The sequence below is a fragment of the Gilliamella bombicola genome, assembly GCF_900094945.1.
Classification (GTDB): Bacteria; Pseudomonadota; Gammaproteobacteria; order Enterobacterales; family Orbaceae; genus Gilliamella; species Gilliamella bombicola.
Genome location: NZ_FMAQ01000013.1, coordinates 1 through 17,043, shown reverse-complemented (window position 1 = coordinate 17,043; position 17,043 = coordinate 1). Strand labels below are relative to the sequence as shown.

General features: G+C 36.8%; 10 protein-coding genes, 1 pseudogene and 1 riboswitch. Of the genes and pseudogenes, 6 read left to right on the top strand and 5 right to left on the bottom strand.

The features are described from left to right. Window positions 1–540: 540 nt before the first annotated feature. Both GA0061081_RS09170 and clpB read right to left on the bottom strand, forming a co-directional pair. Complete coding sequence (locus GA0061081_RS09170) at window positions 541–1,137, bottom strand: hypothetical protein (protein ID WP_091350153.1); 597 nt, start codon at window positions 1,135–1,137, stop codon at window positions 541–543. A 165-nt stretch (window positions 1,138–1,302) separates the two neighbouring features. Then, window positions 1,303–3,873 carry an ATP-dependent chaperone ClpB gene (gene clpB, locus GA0061081_RS09165; protein WP_091350152.1) on the bottom strand — a complete coding sequence of 857 codons (2,571 nt, stop codon included), beginning with the start codon at window positions 3,871–3,873 and terminating at the stop codon, window positions 1,303–1,305. A 286-nt stretch (window positions 3,874–4,159) separates the two neighbouring features. Continuing rightward, a riboswitch (PreQ1 riboswitch) is annotated at window positions 4,160–4,205 on the top strand. A gap of 3 nt (window positions 4,206–4,208) precedes the next feature. On the opposite strand from clpB, the gene queD reads away from it, so the two are divergent. Then, window positions 4,209–4,631 carry a 6-carboxytetrahydropterin synthase QueD gene (gene queD / locus GA0061081_RS09160; RefSeq protein ID WP_091350149.1) on the top strand — a complete coding sequence of 141 codons (423 nt, stop codon included), beginning with the start codon at window positions 4,209–4,211 and terminating at the stop codon, window positions 4,629–4,631. 2 nt (window positions 4,632–4,633) lie between these two features. Further along, a complete protein-coding gene (locus GA0061081_RS09155; protein WP_091350147.1) occupies window positions 4,634–5,248 on the top strand; it encodes a 7-carboxy-7-deazaguanine synthase QueE in 615 nt (204 codons plus the stop codon). Window positions 5,249–5,405: 157 nt separating this feature from the next. Here the strand turns inward: GA0061081_RS09155 and GA0061081_RS09150 are convergent, their stop codons facing one another. Further along, the gene (locus GA0061081_RS09150; RefSeq protein WP_141683362.1) at window positions 5,406–6,995 is read right to left on the bottom strand and encodes a hypothetical protein; all 1,590 of its coding nucleotides are present in this window, start codon (window positions 6,993–6,995) and stop codon (window positions 5,406–5,408) included. A gap of 550 nt (window positions 6,996–7,545) precedes the next feature. Here GA0061081_RS09150 and argS point away from each other — a divergent pair. After that, window positions 7,546–9,279, top strand: coding sequence for an arginine--tRNA ligase (gene argS, locus GA0061081_RS09145; protein ID WP_091350142.1), 1,734 nt, complete (start codon window positions 7,546–7,548; stop codon window positions 9,277–9,279). A 75-nt stretch (window positions 9,280–9,354) separates the two neighbouring features. Then, window positions 9,355–11,694, top strand: coding sequence for a penicillin-binding protein 1C (gene pbpC / locus GA0061081_RS09140; protein ID WP_091350140.1), 2,340 nt, complete (start codon window positions 9,355–9,357; stop codon window positions 11,692–11,694). A 51-nt stretch (window positions 11,695–11,745) separates the two neighbouring features. Here the strand turns inward: pbpC and GA0061081_RS09135 are convergent, their stop codons facing one another. After that, a complete protein-coding gene (locus GA0061081_RS09135; protein ID WP_091350138.1) occupies window positions 11,746–12,036 on the bottom strand; it encodes a putative quinol monooxygenase in 291 nt (96 codons plus the stop codon). Between the two features lie 456 nt (window positions 12,037–12,492). On the opposite strand from GA0061081_RS09135, the gene GA0061081_RS09130 reads away from it, so the two are divergent. After that, the gene (locus GA0061081_RS09130) at window positions 12,493–13,509 is read left to right on the top strand and encodes an amidohydrolase family protein (RefSeq protein ID WP_202983816.1); all 1,017 of its coding nucleotides are present in this window, start codon (window positions 12,493–12,495) and stop codon (window positions 13,507–13,509) included. Window positions 13,510–13,638: 129 nt separating this feature from the next. Here GA0061081_RS09130 and GA0061081_RS09125 read toward each other — a convergent pair whose 3' ends face one another. Further along, window positions 13,639–15,027 (bottom strand): hypothetical protein, encoded by a 1,389-nt coding sequence (locus GA0061081_RS09125; RefSeq protein WP_091350135.1) that lies wholly within the window; start codon window positions 15,025–15,027, stop codon window positions 13,639–13,641. A 651-nt stretch (window positions 15,028–15,678) separates the two neighbouring features. Between GA0061081_RS09125 and GA0061081_RS09120 the strand changes: the two are divergent. Further along, window positions 15,679–17,043: pseudogene (locus GA0061081_RS09120) on the top strand (hypothetical protein); the annotation flags it as partial.

Genomic DNA, 17,043 nt, shown 5'->3' with positions numbered 1-17,043 from the left:
CTAATGAGCATTTCCTTGCTTTAAAAGCGCTTAAATTATAACCGCTTGAGTAATAATGCGCTAGGTTTTTTGTTAAATATTTGTAAAGTTTTGTTAAGTGCATAAGGTTGAGCTTTTGGTGGCGTGTTTTGGGAAATGGTTTTGGTGAGGTTTTTTGAATAAAAAACAGCTAGAAAAAACTTTAATAAAATCAATATCTTTTCTGACCGATTTTTGGCGGAAAATTAGGTCTTTTTTTGTTTTGGTGGATAGAATGAATTAGGTACGGTGGTTTCGGACGTTTTGACCTTTGGTAAACAAAATAGCCACAGTGACCACGTCCGAGCTAAGGGAATTAGAGCGAATTCCCTTAGCAATCCCGCGCTTGGCTGCAGAATGTGGCCTGTGGATGCCCGACGCCGGAATAGGACAAACAACATAACCATCTTTTTTGTAAGATATTATGTTTTTATAATTATAAAATTGATTTTATTTGAATTAAACGCCTATACGGCGTTTAATTAGTGGTTTTCTTACTCTATTTATATTTTTATACAAACGTTACTTCCTTGCATAAATCTTTTTTTCTGAATCAGGAACCGGTTCGCCAACTTCCCTTGCAATTAATTCGAATTTGTTTTCGATGACATTTTTATAAAAGATATCAATAAACTGTTGAAAAGCTAGAAAGTTATCTTTGATTTCGGTGCTTGATGATGGTTTTTGTTCAATAGAAAAATCAAGTATTGTATCTTTATCGCCAATATTTTCAATATTTAATTTGATACGGATACAATCCAATTTAATAGAGTCAAGAGTATGGATAAAGAAGATGTGGATTCGTTGTAATGGGATTACCGTTGTTGGTCGTATTTCAGATGATAGGGTTAGGTTGTGTTCATCAATGCTGATTTGTAGGTTTTCTTGCTGTTTTTTTACTGTAAGATAAAAGCCTAATCGAAAAGCCGCCGCGGTGATTATGAGATACCCAACACAGATGCCTACTGGCACCATCCAATTTTTTGAAGTACAAGTTAATAGAAGATAAATAAAAATTGCTGTTGGTATGATAAACACAAATATAAGAAATAACATTTGGATAAAAGTGGAAAAGCCTTTATCTGCAGCGTGCACGGTAAATTTGTAGTTATGGTTCATTAGACCACCTAAATATTCTATCCTGATTTTTTTAATTATAAATTAAAGCAATTTTTTTTATATAAAAAATTAAAGTTATTTTTATTTTCAGGCGGTTGTTATGGTGTTTATTTTAGTGGCATAAAAAAACCGACCATAAAGGCCGGTTTGTTGTTTGATGGTTAATTACTGTTTAGCTTCGATGTTGTCGCCAACTAAATCTAGATGAATGGTTTTACCCGGAACTAGTTTGCCAGACAGTATTTGCTGTGCCAATGGGTTTTCGATCTCTTGTTGGATCGCTCGTTTTAGTGGTCTTGCCCCATAAATTGGGTCAAAGCCGACTTTAGCAAGTTGTTCCAACGCTGCATCCGAGATATCCAATTGGTAACCACGTTCATCTAACCGTTTTTCAACGTGTGCTAATTGAATTTTTGCAATCGCTTTGATGTTTTCTTGACCGAGTGGGTGGAAGACCACTGTTTCGTCAATACGATTGATAAATTCTGGTCTAAAGTGTTTAGCAACAACTGTCATCACTAGCGCTTTCATTTCGTCATAACTTAACTCAACTTGACCTTGAATTAGATCTGAGCCTAAGTTTGATGTCATAATTATGACGGTATTACGAAAATCAACCGTGCGACCTTGGCCATCAGTTAAGCGTCCATCATCGAGAACTTGCAGTAAGATATTAAAGACATCTGGATGCGCTTTTTCGACTTCATCAAGTAAAATAACTGAATAAGGTCGACGTCTAACTGCTTCTGTTAAGTATCCGCCTTCTTCATAACCAACATAACCCGGAGGTGCACCAATTAAGCGAGCAACAGAGTGTTTTTCCATAAACTCTGACATATCAATACGCACCATGGCATCTTCGCTATCAAACATAAAGTTAGCCAGTGATTTGCAAAGCTCGGTTTTACCTACCCCTGTTGGTCCTAAGAATAGGAACGATCCAATTGGTCTGTTTGGATCTGAAAGCCCTGCTCGGCTACGGCGAATTGCATTAGCAACCGCTAATACCGCTTCGTTTTGGCCAATGACACGTTTATGTAAAGCATCTTCCATATGTAATAGTTTGTCTTTTTCGCTCTCAAGCATTCTAGAAACCGGAATACCTGTCGCTTTAGATAGCACTTCGGCAATTTCGTTATCGGTCACTTTGTTACGCAATAACTTCATGGTTTTGCCTTCTAACTGAGTTGCTGAAGCCAGTTTCTTTTCGAGCTCTGGTATTTTGCCGTATTGTAATTCAGACATTTTGCTCAAGTCGCCAGCTCGACGTGCTTGCTCTATTTCAGTACGCGCTTTTTCTAGCTCAGCTTTGATGCTTTGCGTGCCTGAAACAGCTGCCTTTTCTGATTTCCATTCTTCTTCAAGTGATGCATATTCCTTTTCTTTTTCAGAAAGTTCATCGTTTAACATCTCAAGTCGTTTTTTACTGGCTTCGTCAGACTCTTTTTTAAGCGCTTGTTGTTCAAGTTTAAGTTGAATGATGCGCCTTTCAAGTCGATCTAAAGATTCAGGTTTTGAATCCATTTGCATACGAATGCTGGATGCAGCTTCATCAATTAAGTCAATTGCTTTGTCAGGTAACATGCGATCTGAAATATAACGATGCGATAACGTTGCCGCAGCCACAATTGCCGGATCGGTAATTTGTACATGATGATGCAGTTCATAACGTTCTTTTAAGCCACGCAAAATGGCAATAGTATCTTCAACTGTTGGCTCGGCAACATAGACTTTTTGGAAACGACGTTCTAACGCCGGATCTTTTTCGATATATTGACGATATTCATCTAGTGTTGTTGCGCCCACGCAGTGCAATTCTCCACGCGCTAATGCAGGTTTTAGCATATTACCGGCATCCATTGCACCATCGCTTTTACCTGCACCAACCATGGTATGGATTTCGTCGATGAACAATATTATGCGACCTTCTTCTTTTGCTAAGTCTTTAAGCACGGCTTTTAGCCGTTCTTCAAATTCACCACGATATTTAGCACCCGCAATTAATGCGCCCATATCTAGCGATAAAACGCGTTTATTCCGCAATCCTTCAGGCACTTCGCGGTTAACAATACGTTGAGCTAAACCTTCCACAATGGCGGTTTTACCAACACCTGGTTCACCAATTAATACCGGATTATTTTTAGTACGGCGTTGTAATACCTGAATTGTTCGGCGAATTTCTTCATCACGACCAATAACAGGATCAAGCTTACCTTGTTCTGCTCGTTGAGTTAAATCAATAGTATATTTTTTAAGAGCACCACGTTGATCTTCTGCATTAGGGTCGTTCACGTTATCGCTACCTCTTACTTGATTGACTGCTTGGCTAAATTTGTCTTTATTGACGCCTGATCTTTTAAGAATATCACTTAAGCTACCTTTGTCTTCTAAAGCGGCTAATATAAAGAGTTCTGATGATATATAGCTATCGCCATTTTTTTGGGATAATTTGTCGCATAGATTTAATACGCGAATAAACTCTTGCGATGGCATAACATCGCCACCCACACCTTGAACTTGGGGTAATCGATCAACGGCTTGTGTTAATTCTTGTTGCAAAACAGCGACATTTGCACCAGCAGCAGTCAATAATGGCGTTACACTGCTACCTTCTTGATTAAGCATGGCTGATAGAACATGCACAGGCTCTATATATTGATTGTCTTTACCTAATGCCATCGACTGCGCATCAGCTAAAGCTTGTTGAAACTTGTTTGTTAGTTTATCTAACCTCATAGTATTTATCTCCTGAGCAATAGATTTGGATTCAATGTTTAACACATTCAACCCATTTGCATGTGATCTAAATGTGTGTTGCAATCTAAATTTCAAGAGCAAATTTAGAATATTTTTTATAAAATTTATACAGCAAGATCAGCAAATATTTGAAGCTTAACTAGCGTTAAAAATAAAGATGATCGCAATTCAATCAATTACCACTCAATGTTGTTTTAAATAAAACTTGCAAGATGACAACTCAGCTTTTATCTATTATATTAGCGCCTTTATTTTGTTAGGTTAGCTAACCGTGGTTCGTAACCCATCCCACGTAAAAAAACTAGGAATATAAAATGTTCAAAATAGCTAAAGAGTTTCAATTTGACGCCTGTCATATGCTAGATGGGCACAATAAAAAGTGTCACAATCTGCACGGTCATACTTATCGCTTATTAGTCGAAATTAGCGGTGATCTTATCAATAATGGTTCAAGTCAAGACATGGTCATGGATTATGCTGATCTAAAAATGGTAGTTAAACAACATATTATCGATCCGCTAGATCATGCTTATCTTTACAACCAAAATAACCCAAATGAGCGCCGTATAGCCACGTTACTACAAGAAATGGAGCGCAAAATTTTTGCCTTTCCATGTCGCACTACTGCTGAAGCAATGAGCAAATTCATATTTGATTGCCTGTCGCAATATTTGCCTGTTTCGATGATCAAATTATGGGAAACACCAACTTCGTATTGTGAATATCATCGGAGCTAAAAATGATCGAATTTCGCATCGTTGAAATCTTCGAATCTTTACAGGGCGAAGGTTATAATACTGGCATGCCTGCTGTTTTTATCCGTTTTGCTGGGTGCAATTTAAATTGTGCTTGGTGTGATACTAATTTCCGCCAATTTACCCGGTTTACGTTAGATACACTGCTTGCTAAAGTGAATGAATATAACAGCAAAAACATTATTATTACTGGCGGCGAACCGACTATGGTTAAAGCTTTACCTCAATTGCTTGTACCATTAAAAAATGCGGGTTATTTTATTGCCATTGAAAGTAATGGACTTGGCAAAGTTGATCCGCTTATAGATTATATAGCTCTTAGCCCTAAGTTTTGTTATCAGTCACGCTATCAAAAAATAGTACAACCGACTGCCAATGAAGTGCGGATTGTTGCCGAAAATCATGCTGATTTTATCCCTTTTTGCCAATATATCGAAACTCAAATTCACGCCAAACGCTATTACCTTTCACCGTGCGAAAAAGATGGTGCGTTTAATATGTTTGAAACCATTGAACTATTGGGGAAAATCAACAAAGATCGCTTTGATAATAAATGGCTACTTAGTGTACAAAGCCATAAGTTTGCCAATATTGATTAGTCTTTTAAATTGAAGGAAACGGTTTTGCTATTAAATAGCAAAACCGCTTGGCATGCACTTTTTAATTACTCAGCACGCCAACTGTGCAGGGTGCTGTTCTTTGATAAATTATCCTTTATTTACACCATAAGTATCCCCACAGCCTAAGGATTAGAATCTAAGGCGTGGTGCAAAGGCCATAGTAGTTGTAAGAAGTTCTTTCTTTGCGCACGGTACCGCCGAGCGTGACATGGAACCCTGAGCCATTAATAACATCATCCGTCCAATAATAGAAGCTGTCAACGAAGTTCGCACCGACGTAATCAGACATGCGGCCCCATTCAGAGAAAAACCCAGCACCAATATGACGCATGTAAAAACCCTTAGACCCCCACGGAGTGGCCCCGTTTATACCTCCATAACATGGAAAAGCACTTGTGATACCACACCGATGGTTAGTCAAGTCCTTGATCTTAGGAAGACGATAACCTAACCTACTACACCAAGAGGAATGCTCAGGCTGCGTCGCTGCTCTATTGTCACGATTGACGAACCACTGTTTTAACACAAATCCATATTTAATCATCACATTACCACTTCTATCCCTACCCTCTAACTCAAAAGTATGTGGTAAACTTGGCGCATTTAAAGAACTAGGACTAGTTGTATTTATCTGACTAGTACTCGCTTTAGGACCATTTAACATTACCCTCGTTACAGGCTGAGAGTTAATAAGCCAATTATCACTGTATCTTCCCCATGTGACTGTTGCAGTTATCCCATCATGAGAAACAGGAGACCACGTCAACTGACTTCCATCCATTCCACCGATATCTAAATCAAAATACAAACGATCAGCACCTGTTGTCGGAAAATTTTGGCTGTATAATGTGGGATTGGTTGATGGGCGATCTTTAAAACCCTTCTTAGGATCCCAAGCTGGACCGATATGCCCAGTATCTTGGGGACTGTCGCCCATGATACGACCTGTACCACCATAGAACAAATTCGGCATTACGGAACAGATTTCTGCTCCCGAAGAAATATAATATGTTGCCGTGCCACTAGGAAAATCACTACGATTAGGTAGGCCATAACGAGTTTTTAAACTTCCATTTGTAACACTTAATGTCATCTTATATGGTCCCCAACATGGGAGTAAACGATTACTAAGATAGTTTACATTGTTACCATATCTGTCTATGATCGAAATTGATAAACGTCCCGTCGCAGTAACATTATAAGTACCTTGACCATCTCCATCATCATCCCCCCACCAATTCTGATAGGCCCTCACTATAGTATCTAAATCCGAGGCAAAATTTGGGGAAGGCACAAAAGTCCTTATATCGCTAAAGGTACTTCCGGCAGGTAACATTATCGGATTTCCCGCACTTGTTGTATTAATTGACGGCGTAACCCTTGTACCATTAGGTAATGTGATAGTCAATAAATCATCCGTTGTGGTAGCCCTAGTTCGACCGCCATCATACGTAAAATACGGTGCAGAACCGTGAATAACTTGTGATGTCTGAGCGGTTAACGCCTGCGAACTTTGCGAATACGACAATAACAGCAATGGTGCAAAGGCCAATGGTGACTTCGATAAGTAAGATAAAAAACTCGGCCTCTGCGGTAACGCCAAGCTCGATGATTTAGATAACTTCGGTGATAAAAATGAAAATTGAGTCTTTTTTGGACTACGGTGAAATTGAAAAAGATTTAGGGCGTAGGTTTGGCAGGCCAGATGCCAGATGCCAGATGCCAAGTATGATAGCGCATTTCGATTATCCTGTCAAGTAAATTTTTGTTTTATTTGGATTTTTTATAATTGACTGCTCAACTAATGAGCATTTCCTTGCTTTAAAAGCGTTTAAATTATAATCTGTTGATTAATAATGCGCTACTTTTTTTGTTAAAAAATTGTAAAGTTTTGTTAAGAAGATGGAGTTAAGCTTTTGGTGGGTAGACTGGTTTGGCTATGGGGGGCGAACGTTTGTTGTTTGGATGTTCAAAATAGTTATAATGAGCACGTCTTCGTTAGGAAATTATGGCAAATTTTCTAACTCAGATATGGTCGATAGAGTTATTTTAATCACTAAAACTACAAACGCCCAAAATTTCTACACTAACTACATGCTATTCCCCCAAACAACCCTCCCAAATTTCAGATAAAACTGTCAGAAAACATATTGATTTTATTTTAGTTTTTTATTTTGTTTTTAAATAAAAAAAATATCCCATCACATCCAATCAGTGACAATTCGTCACTTTCTCGGTATGATATTAGCCATTTTAGAAAATAGATTAGGTTTAGTGTGAATATTCAACAATTATTAACGCAACGTGTTTCGCAAGCAATGATTATGGCAGGTGCAGATAAAAACTGCGACGCTCTAATTAAGCAATCAGCTAAAGTGCAATTTGGCGATTATCAAGCAAATGGCATTATGTCTGTAGCCAAAAAACTCGGAATGCCGCCTCGGGAGCTTGCTCAAGCGGTTTTACAACATTTAGATATTGACGATATTGCCGAAAAAGTTGAAATTGCAGGTCCAGGCTTTATCAATATCTTTTTAAAAAATAACTGGATTGCCGAGCAAAATGAAGTTGCTTTAATCAGTGATAAACTTAATATCACTTTACCCGCAAAACCACAAACAGTTGTGGTTGATTATTCAGCACCTAATGTCGCTAAAGAGATGCATGTTGGGCATTTGCGTTCAACCATTATTGGTGATGCCAGTGTTCGCGTTTTATCGTTTTTAGGGCATAACGTTATTCGTGCTAACCATGTTGGTGATTGGGGAACACAATTTGGTATGTTAATTGCGTATCTTGAAAAAATGCAAAATGAGCATGCCAATGATATGGCGCTATCTGATTTAGAATCTTTCTATCGCGCTGCCAAAAAACATTATGACGAAGACGAAGTGTTTGCCGAAAAAGCCCGTAATTATGTAGTAAAACTACAAGGTGGTGATGAATATTGTCGCGAGATGTGGCGAAAATTGGTTGATATTACCATGACGCAAAATATTGCCACTTATAAACGTTTAAATGTTACGTTAACAGTTGAAGACACCATGGGCGAAAGCATCTATAACAGTATGCTACCGGGTATTGTTGCCGATTTAAAACAAAAAGGGCTTGCCGTTGAAAGCGAAGGCGCGATTGTTGTGTTTTTAGATGAGTATAAAAACAAAGAAGGCGAGCCGATGGGTGTTATCATCCAAAAACGGGATGGTGGTTATCTTTACGCTACAACCGATATTGCTTGCGCAAAATACCGTTACGAAACGTTACACGCTGATCGTATTCTTTACTATACTGACTCTCGCCAACATCAACATTTGGAGCAAGTTTGGACAATTATTCATAAAGCCAAGTATGTGCCCGAATCTTTAAAACTTGAGCACCATATGTTTGGTATGATGCTAGGTAAAGATGGTAAGCCATTTAAAACACGTTCTGGCGATACCGTTAAATTAAATGATTTGTTAGATGAAGCTTGTGAACGTGCAACAACATTAATTCGTAGCAAAAATCCTGACTTAACAGAAAGTGAGCTTGCCGAAATCGTCGATGCAGTCGCTATCGGTGCAGTTAAATATGCCGATCTTTCCAAAAACCGTACCACCGATTATGTTTTTGATTGGGATAATATGCTGTCATTTGAAGGCAATACCGCACCTTATTTACAATATGCTTATACCCGTGTGTTATCAATATTTAAAAAATCAAATATTGCCGAAGACAGCTTAACAGGTAATATTAGTTTAGAAACCGATAAAGAGCGTGCCTTAGCGACTCGTTTAATTCAATTTGACGAAACAATTTCAATCGTGGCAAGAGAAGGTACACCGCATGTACTTTGTGCTTATCTTTATGAAATTGCGACGCTGTTTTCAAGTTTTTATGAAAACTGTCCTATTTTAACAGCCGACAGCGAAAGCTTGAAGCAAAGCCGCTTGAAATTAGCTTGTTTAACAGCGAAAACACTAAAAATTGGTCTTGATATGTTAGGTATTAAGACGGTTGAAAAAATGTAAGTAAACTGCCACCTATGTGACTGCATGGGTGGCAGTTTTGCTAACACACCTAACATTTTGGGCTATTAACTAAATATGATCCGATTTATTGTTCGTCATCAAAATAAATTAATGGCTTTGTTGCTATTATTTATTACAATTTTTGCTATTCGTTTATATCCACATCCCCCACTTTCAGAATCACTAAGCTTTTCAAAGCGCTATTATGATGATAGTGACCAGTTAATTCGCATGACATTAGCCAATGATGATCGTTATCGTTTATGGACGCCTTTAGAAGATATTTCGCCCGATATTGTTAATGGTTTATTACTGCACGAAGATCAGTGGTTTTATTATCATATTGGTGTTAATCCATTTAGTTTGATGCGCGCTTTTGGCGCAACTTATTTGACTGGAGGCAATCGTCAAGGCGCATCCACAATCACCATGCAACTGGCACGCATGCATTGGCGGTTAAATACTAGAACTATTGGTGGTAAATTGCATCAAATAGCTAGGGCAATTCAGTTAGAATTGATGTATTCCAAGCATGATATTTTAGAGGCTTATTTAAATTATGCGCCTTTTGGACGCAATATTGAAAGTGTTGGCGCGGCATCATTTATTTACTTTAATAAACCACCTGCGCAAGTTAATTTACCCGAAGCATTAACGCTGGTGGTTTTACCTCAATCCCCAACCTATCGAGTTGATCGTAAAACAGGATTTGCAGGTAAAGCATTAGTTAAAGCAAGAAATCAATTATTTGATCGTTGGCAAGAAAAATATCATGTTGATAGCCATATTGCAGCGCTTTTTTCGCAAAAGTTGGTTTTGCGTCAACCAGAACAAGTGCCCTTTGTGGCGCCCCATTTTGTGAATCAAATCATTCACCAGAAAAACGACCAAACCCAAGAAGTCAAAACCACATTAGACAGCAATCTGCAAAAAATCATCCATCGCCAAGTCAACGCGTTTATTGAGCGCAATCGTTTGAAAGGCATTAATAATGCCTCTGTGATTTTGGTTGATACCCAAACAATGAAGGTTAAAGCGCTGATCGGATCGGCTAATTATTTTGATAATTCAATTCAAGGTCAAGTGAACGGTACACTTGCCAAACGTTCACCGGGCTCGACGCTTAAACCGTTTATTTATGCGCTTGGCATTGATCAAGGTGTTTTGCATCCCCGGACCATTTTAAAAGATGTAGCAACCGATTTTGGTTCATACACCCCCGAAAATTTCGATCGCAACTTTCGTGGCCCTATTTCGGCTACCGATGCGTTAATTCATAGCCGTAATATTCCTGCGGTATGGGTTGCATCAAAATTGAATAATCCCACTTTTTACCAATTTTTAGTCAACGCCCATATCCAAAAGCTCGCCGACGAAGCGCATTATGGCTTGTCTTTAGTGTTGGGGGGCGGTGAAGTGAGCCAGCAAGAATTAGTTGGCTTATATGCCATGCTAGCTAATGAGGGACGCTGGCAACCACTGCAATTTACCGAATCAGAAACACTTCCCGAACCGGAAAAGTTGTTAAGCCCGCAAGCGGCATTTATGACTATCGATATGTTAAAACAAAATACCCGTCCACAAGATGTGCTGAGCAAAATGCAAAAAAATGTAGTCCCTGTTGCTTGGAAGACGGGTACTTCATGGGGCTTTCGTGATGCTTGGACTGCAGGGACTTTTGGACACTATGCTATGGTGGTTTGGCTTGGTAACTTTGATGGTAGTGGCAATAATGCCTTTGTAGGCGTTGACGCTGCTACACCACTCTTTTTTAATATCGTTGATAGTATTAACGCTTATTATCCTAACTTGCGTGCGCCCTATCGCCCATTACCGCCAAATTTAAGACGCATTGATATTTGCCTAACCAGTGGCAATTTACTTACCCAATGGTGTAAAGCAAAAGGCAAAACGTGGTTTATTCCTGGGGTATCCCCCATTAATCCTGATACTATTTTCAGACCAGTTATGGTCGATAATCAAACAGGTAAAGCGGTTTGCCCTCCTTATGATTTAGCCACATCCCACTTAGCTGTTTTTGAATATTGGCCGTCCGATTTAGCTGCTATTTTTGCCAAAGCAGGTATCCCGAAAAAAGCCCCCCCTTCAACAAAACATTGTCGTTCATCACAAAGCTATTTAGGTGAACCGCCTAAAATAACGTCACCTCTCAAAAATGTGGTTTATCAATTTAGAACAACAAAACAAAAAAATGAACAAATTAGTTTTACCGCTAATAGTGATGGTGATGTTAAAACACTTTATTGGTTTGTCAATGACAATTTTATTGGGCAAACCGATCCCCGAAAGGCAATTAACTGGATCCCAACACAAAGCGGAACGTTTAAAATTTTAGTGCTTGATGACCTAGGGCGAAGTGATTCACGAAGTGTAAAAATCGAACTCTTTGATTAATAAACATGATAGTTAACCTTAAGTAGCTAACTATCATAATCAACTTTTAAGCTACATGATTTGTTTAACTATATTAATTTCTAACCCATCAACGTGATCTTTAGCAAAGTTGGCAAATTCGACAAAATGAGGCGTTGCATTGTGAAAATCAATTGCCTGCTGTGAAGCCCATGTTTCGATCACAACAAAAATATTAGGGTTATCAATACATTGATTAAGTTCATAGCGCACGCAACCTGCTTCGGCTCTACTACCTGCGACTAATCGTTTAAATATCGGTTGAAATGCATTATAAAATTCTGGTTTAACGGTGATTGTAGCAACGATATTTAATTGGCTCATGTTAACTGCCCTATATTTCAAAATAATTGGTTAGCACAGTATACGCTTGGTATTACGAATAATCCAAAACAGAATAATGAGATGAATAATCTCATTTTTGTGACGTTTAATTATTATTATTAAATAATAAGTTACCATTTAATTTTTTATTATATGAGTAATTTATATTTATTGAACACTTTTTTTTCAGTATAAAATCTAAAAAATAATACTTTAACCATTTCATTTATTTATATATTTTATGAATTATAGTGCTTGCTATTAAAAATATTTTGGTTAGAATTTCTGCAATTTTTAATTGATTAGGTATAAGCGCAATGAACACTTGTAAATCAATAATCCTACTAAATAAAATTATTGATATTACTTTTATCCTCCTTTTTGGGGGATTTTTTTTGCCTATTGCGCTCGATTTTATCCACTTTATTTAAAATAATTGCATTGTAGAGGCACATTATGATTGAACATAAAAACATGTTGTTAACCACAAGAGACCAAAGTTTAAAAGCCTATTTAATGAATAAAATTAAACAAAATGGCGGATGGGTTAATGCTCATATGCATGCCGATCGTGCTTTTACTATTTCGGTTGATAGTTTTGATGTTTATCAAAAACAGACCTTAATTGAAAAATGGGATACATTAGATAAAGTCAAGGCATCAATGAGCGAAGATGATTACTATCGCCATTTTAGTATGGCGGTTGAACGGATGATTGAGCAAGGTGTGAGTGCAATGGGATCGTTTGTTGATATTGACCCTATCGCTCAAGAACGGGCAATTAGAGGGGCGTTAAGAGCACGCGAAACCTATAAAAATGACATCACTATAAAATTAGTCAATCAAACACTTAAAGGCGTTATCGATAAAGAAGCTCGTTATTGGTTCGATAAAGGCGCTGATTTAGTTGATATTATTGGTGGTTTACCACGTCGTGATGAGCGCGATCATGGTGAAGGAATGGGACTGAAACATCTTGATGTGCTAATGCAAACAGGTAAATCATTAGGCAAAATGGTGCATGTACATGTTGACCAGTTTAATTCTCAAGATGAGATCGAAACGGAACAGCTTACCGATAAAACCCTTGAACATGGTATGCATGGTCGCGTTGTTGCTATTCATAGCATTTCGATCACAGCCCACAGTTTAGAATATCGCCAAAAACTCTATAAAAAAATGAAAGAAGCAAAAATGATGGTCATTGCCTGCCCATTTGCTTGGATCGATAGCCCACGCCGTGAAGAACAAGGCCCTACTCGTAACTCACTCACCCCAGTTGATGAACTAGCTGCTGCTGGTATTCCTGTTGCTATTGGTACAGATAATGTTAGTGACTATATGTTACCATTTTCAACTGGCAATATGTGGGAAGAGCTTAAATTGTTAGTGACCGGATGCCGTTATACTGATTTAGATAATGTAATTAATGTAGCAACCAAAAATGGACGAATGGTGCTTGGGCTTGAATAGTTAATCATCTTTATTAAATAAAAACCCCACAAACAAAATAATGTTGTTTGTGGGATTTTATTTTGCTTTGCATCACACTGATGTGATTAGATTATCTTTTCTAAAAATTTAAATATAAACTTTAATTAGTTATAAATATGAAAGATCCCTAATAATATCGTCAAATCGTGATTTTAGTTCAGTTAGTTGCTGTTCTTTTGCTGCTTGAAGTAAGCTATCTTTAGTTTTCAACACTCCTTCACTGTGGTTGCGCAAATTAGAAGGCACATTACCAGAATAAATATAATCATGTTTTGCCGATGTTTGAACAATGTCAAATTTTTTATTGTAACTATAAGCACCATGAACATCAATTTCAGTGGTCAAGGTTAATTTATTGCTATGCGTCACCGTTTTTAAATTAAATTGCTGATCTTTGTAGGTTTTAACTTGCTTTTTGTTGCCGTTTTCGTCAGACACTTCAACAAATTTATCAAAGACTTGTTCGGTTTTAGTTTCATTGTTAACTGATTCCCCAAGATCAGAAAATTCAACGTTTGTCGTAATGCGAATTGTGACATCTGCCTGACTTGGTTGATAAATAACAAATTCTATAAAGTCCTTACTTAAGATATCTAATACAAAAGATTTTAACTCTAAAGAATTATAATAAACTTTAATTTTTCCTTTTTTGGTATATTTATCTGCTTGTGAATTTGCATCACGAAATAATCCGTATTGACGATAAGTAGAAGCAGCCGAGGCGTAATATTTAGCAATTTCACGAAATTGATAACGATGCGTTGCAGTCTTTGCTAGTTGTTGTGCTTGTTCATAAGCAATCTCTGCTTGTTGAGTAGAGTATTTTCTATCATTATCAACAGAAAGTTTATCACTATCTTTGTACTTACCAAGTGGTTGATATACCGCCGATGCGTTATTAAATGCCTCGGCAGCGGCTTTAAAATCACCTTGTCGTTCTAACATTTTACCTTGGTCATAATACTCTTTAGCCGCAAGTTGTATATATTTTGTATTGGCATTTTTGTACAAACTTTCGATATTTTTATAGTTGTATTGCTCAAGCCCTTTTCCATATAAATCAGCTCTTATTCTATAACTTTCACTGTCGGTACCAGTGATTGAATTGCCATAATTGTAGTACTCTTTAGCAATATTTTGTTGTAATTGAGTAGTGTCATATTTGTTATCGAAAAAACTGATTTCTTGGCTATAAAAACGATCAGTTAATCGCATTTTCATGGCTAATAGGTTTTCGTAGCATTTTATTCGTGTGGCATAATCCGAGTTATTGGTGTTTAAAAGGCTTGTTTCATAATGTTGCATGACATTACTGACTATATTTTGCAGTCGTTGTATATCTTGTTTTCCAAATTCTGCAGGGCCTTTGTCCTCAATGCTGTCACCTAATAGGTTGATACTTTCTAAATATTTTCCTTCTTTATAAGCATCTTCTGCTGTACGTGTATGGCAAGCAGTTAATAAAAACATAAAAAAAACAACTATGATTATACGCATAATTTTCCTTTCAATTCATTGTAGCTTTGTGCTCGTTCATCTATTTATTATGATGAAAACTGTTTTAATTGAACTTAATTAATAAGCAGGCTAGTGAGTTTATTATAAATTGTCTCTAATTTATTAACTTTTTTTGCTAAAGTTGAGCAAAATCTCATCATCGATCAATGAGTGAGATTATTTTAAGGTAATATGAAGTATACAATTTAGTCACACTGTTTACAGTTATTTGTTCAATACGGAGATGAATATACATACAAATATTTTATCACAGACAAGCGATAGGAACTTTCATGGCAATTTGGGTAAAAACGTCTTATGAGTTTTTAGCAGATTATTCGAATCATGAAAAATAAACAACTCGCCATTTAGTCACCTAATATTAGTCAATATCAAGAATATGTTAGCATATTAACAGTCATTAACAATTTTTAACGATATGCTTGTTGATTAAATTAGCATTAATTTATTATTCTACATGTAGTTGTAAAAGTAATGGCTAATCTGATCATAATTTAGTAGAAAATTTTTACTTCCCAAAAGGATCGTAGTCAAGTGAATCAACTTATCCTTAAAACTATTGATGGGAATAATATTGGATAGCCATAAATAAAAAATACCGGATAAAAAATTTAAAAAATGAGTAAAATAATGATTAAACAATTTATAAAATCCGCTTTTTATGTATCTATATTATTTCAGCTATTTCCAATAAGTTATGCTAGCTATACTGCGCACACAGCACAGGTTATTCATGGAACGAGTCCTTCTTTATCACCGCTAATAGAAGAACATATTAATGATTTAAATTTATTTGGTTTAAAATCAGGTGATGAAGAGTATTTCGGTGATGAAGAAATAAAAAACATCTTGCTTTCCGGCTATTCCCCATTAAAAAGTCAATTATCCTCAATATTAAAACAGCCTAATAGTGATGAATTTTTTGATCCTGATGGAGATGAATTTAAAATACTCAACCTAAGGAATCAACATAAAGTTAGCATAACTTGGTATTATACTAATATAAATAATGAATTAGTGGAATTTACTCCTAACAATGAGGATACTTTTTGTAGCTTATCCACAAGAGGCATGTACGCGCCTTTTAAAGTAAAATTATCTGCTAATTTAGATTTATATTCAAAGTATGGCATACCGAATAACAAAACCTATCCAAATGAAGAGAACTCAACTCTCCCAGCTAAAATGTATACCATATTAGGACCAAACGATGCTTTTATTTGCTTTGCAAGACCTACGTTAAATCCCTCCAGTGTTAGTGGAAGTGAAAAAAACCAATGGAATCCAGAATATGGTTTCTTAACTCAATCGATTAGCAATCCATCTGAGAACTTTCCAACTACAGGTTTTTATGGAGCTAAATTTGACCTACTTTTATCCGACAAAAGAATGGTTTCAAACTACACTTGGGCAATTAAACAAGGCAGTGATCTTGTTACTCTAACCAATCATCCTAACTTTATAACAATAACTTTTAATACAGCTGATGCAAAAGATCCTGGAAAAGCTTGGCAGCATGTTATGGGTTCTGGTTCTGGGTATACTGTAATAATTGAGGGAAGACATAAAACCACAAATAAAACCATCCAATATGCATTTACCATTACTAAATGGTTTGACACTTGGAAACAAGATACTAATGAAGCAGGAGAACTAATAGCTCTTATAGCTCCTCTTGAAGAGGTAGTAGCTGCATGTAACGCCAAAAGTGGGCATTATCATGTAAGCCACTCAAATGAAATAAGTAATGCGCCGTTTGACAGTGGTACTGGGTATACTAGATATACACGTGAAATAGGTTCATTATTTAGTGAATGGAGTGATGTAGTTCAAAGTGCTTATCCCGGATCTTTTGGGCCAGATCTTGAGAAGCAAAAAGGAGTAGCTATGAGAAGGTATTATGTATGGGATATAAATGAAAAAAAATATTGTGATGTACACGCTCACAATAGTAAATACCATTGCCGTAGTGAACATGAAGAGAAAAATGCCGTA

Excerpts from the sequence above, each read along its gene's own strand:
- clpB (WP_091350152.1), bottom strand. The coding sequence starts at position 3,873 with ATGAGGTTAGATAAACTAACAAACAAGTTTCAACAAGCTTTAGCTGAT.
- GA0061081_RS09170 (WP_091350153.1), bottom strand. The coding sequence starts at position 1,137 with ATGAACCATAACTACAAATTTACCGTGCACGCTGCAGATAAAGGCTTT.
- GA0061081_RS09155 (WP_091350147.1), top strand. The coding sequence starts at position 4,634 with ATGATCGAATTTCGCATCGTTGAAATCTTCGAATCTTTACAGGGCGAA.
- GA0061081_RS09135 (WP_091350138.1), bottom strand. The coding sequence starts at position 12,036 with ATGAGCCAATTAAATATCGTTGCTACAATCACCGTTAAACCAGAATTT.
- GA0061081_RS09125 (WP_091350135.1), bottom strand. The coding sequence starts at position 15,027 with ATGCGTATAATCATAGTTGTTTTTTTTATGTTTTTATTAACTGCTTGC.
- queD (WP_091350149.1), top strand. The coding sequence starts at position 4,209 with ATGTTCAAAATAGCTAAAGAGTTTCAATTTGACGCCTGTCATATGCTA.
- GA0061081_RS09130 (WP_202983816.1), top strand. The coding sequence starts at position 12,493 with ATGATTGAACATAAAAACATGTTGTTAACCACAAGAGACCAAAGTTTA.
- pbpC (WP_091350140.1), top strand. The coding sequence starts at position 9,355 with ATGATCCGATTTATTGTTCGTCATCAAAATAAATTAATGGCTTTGTTG.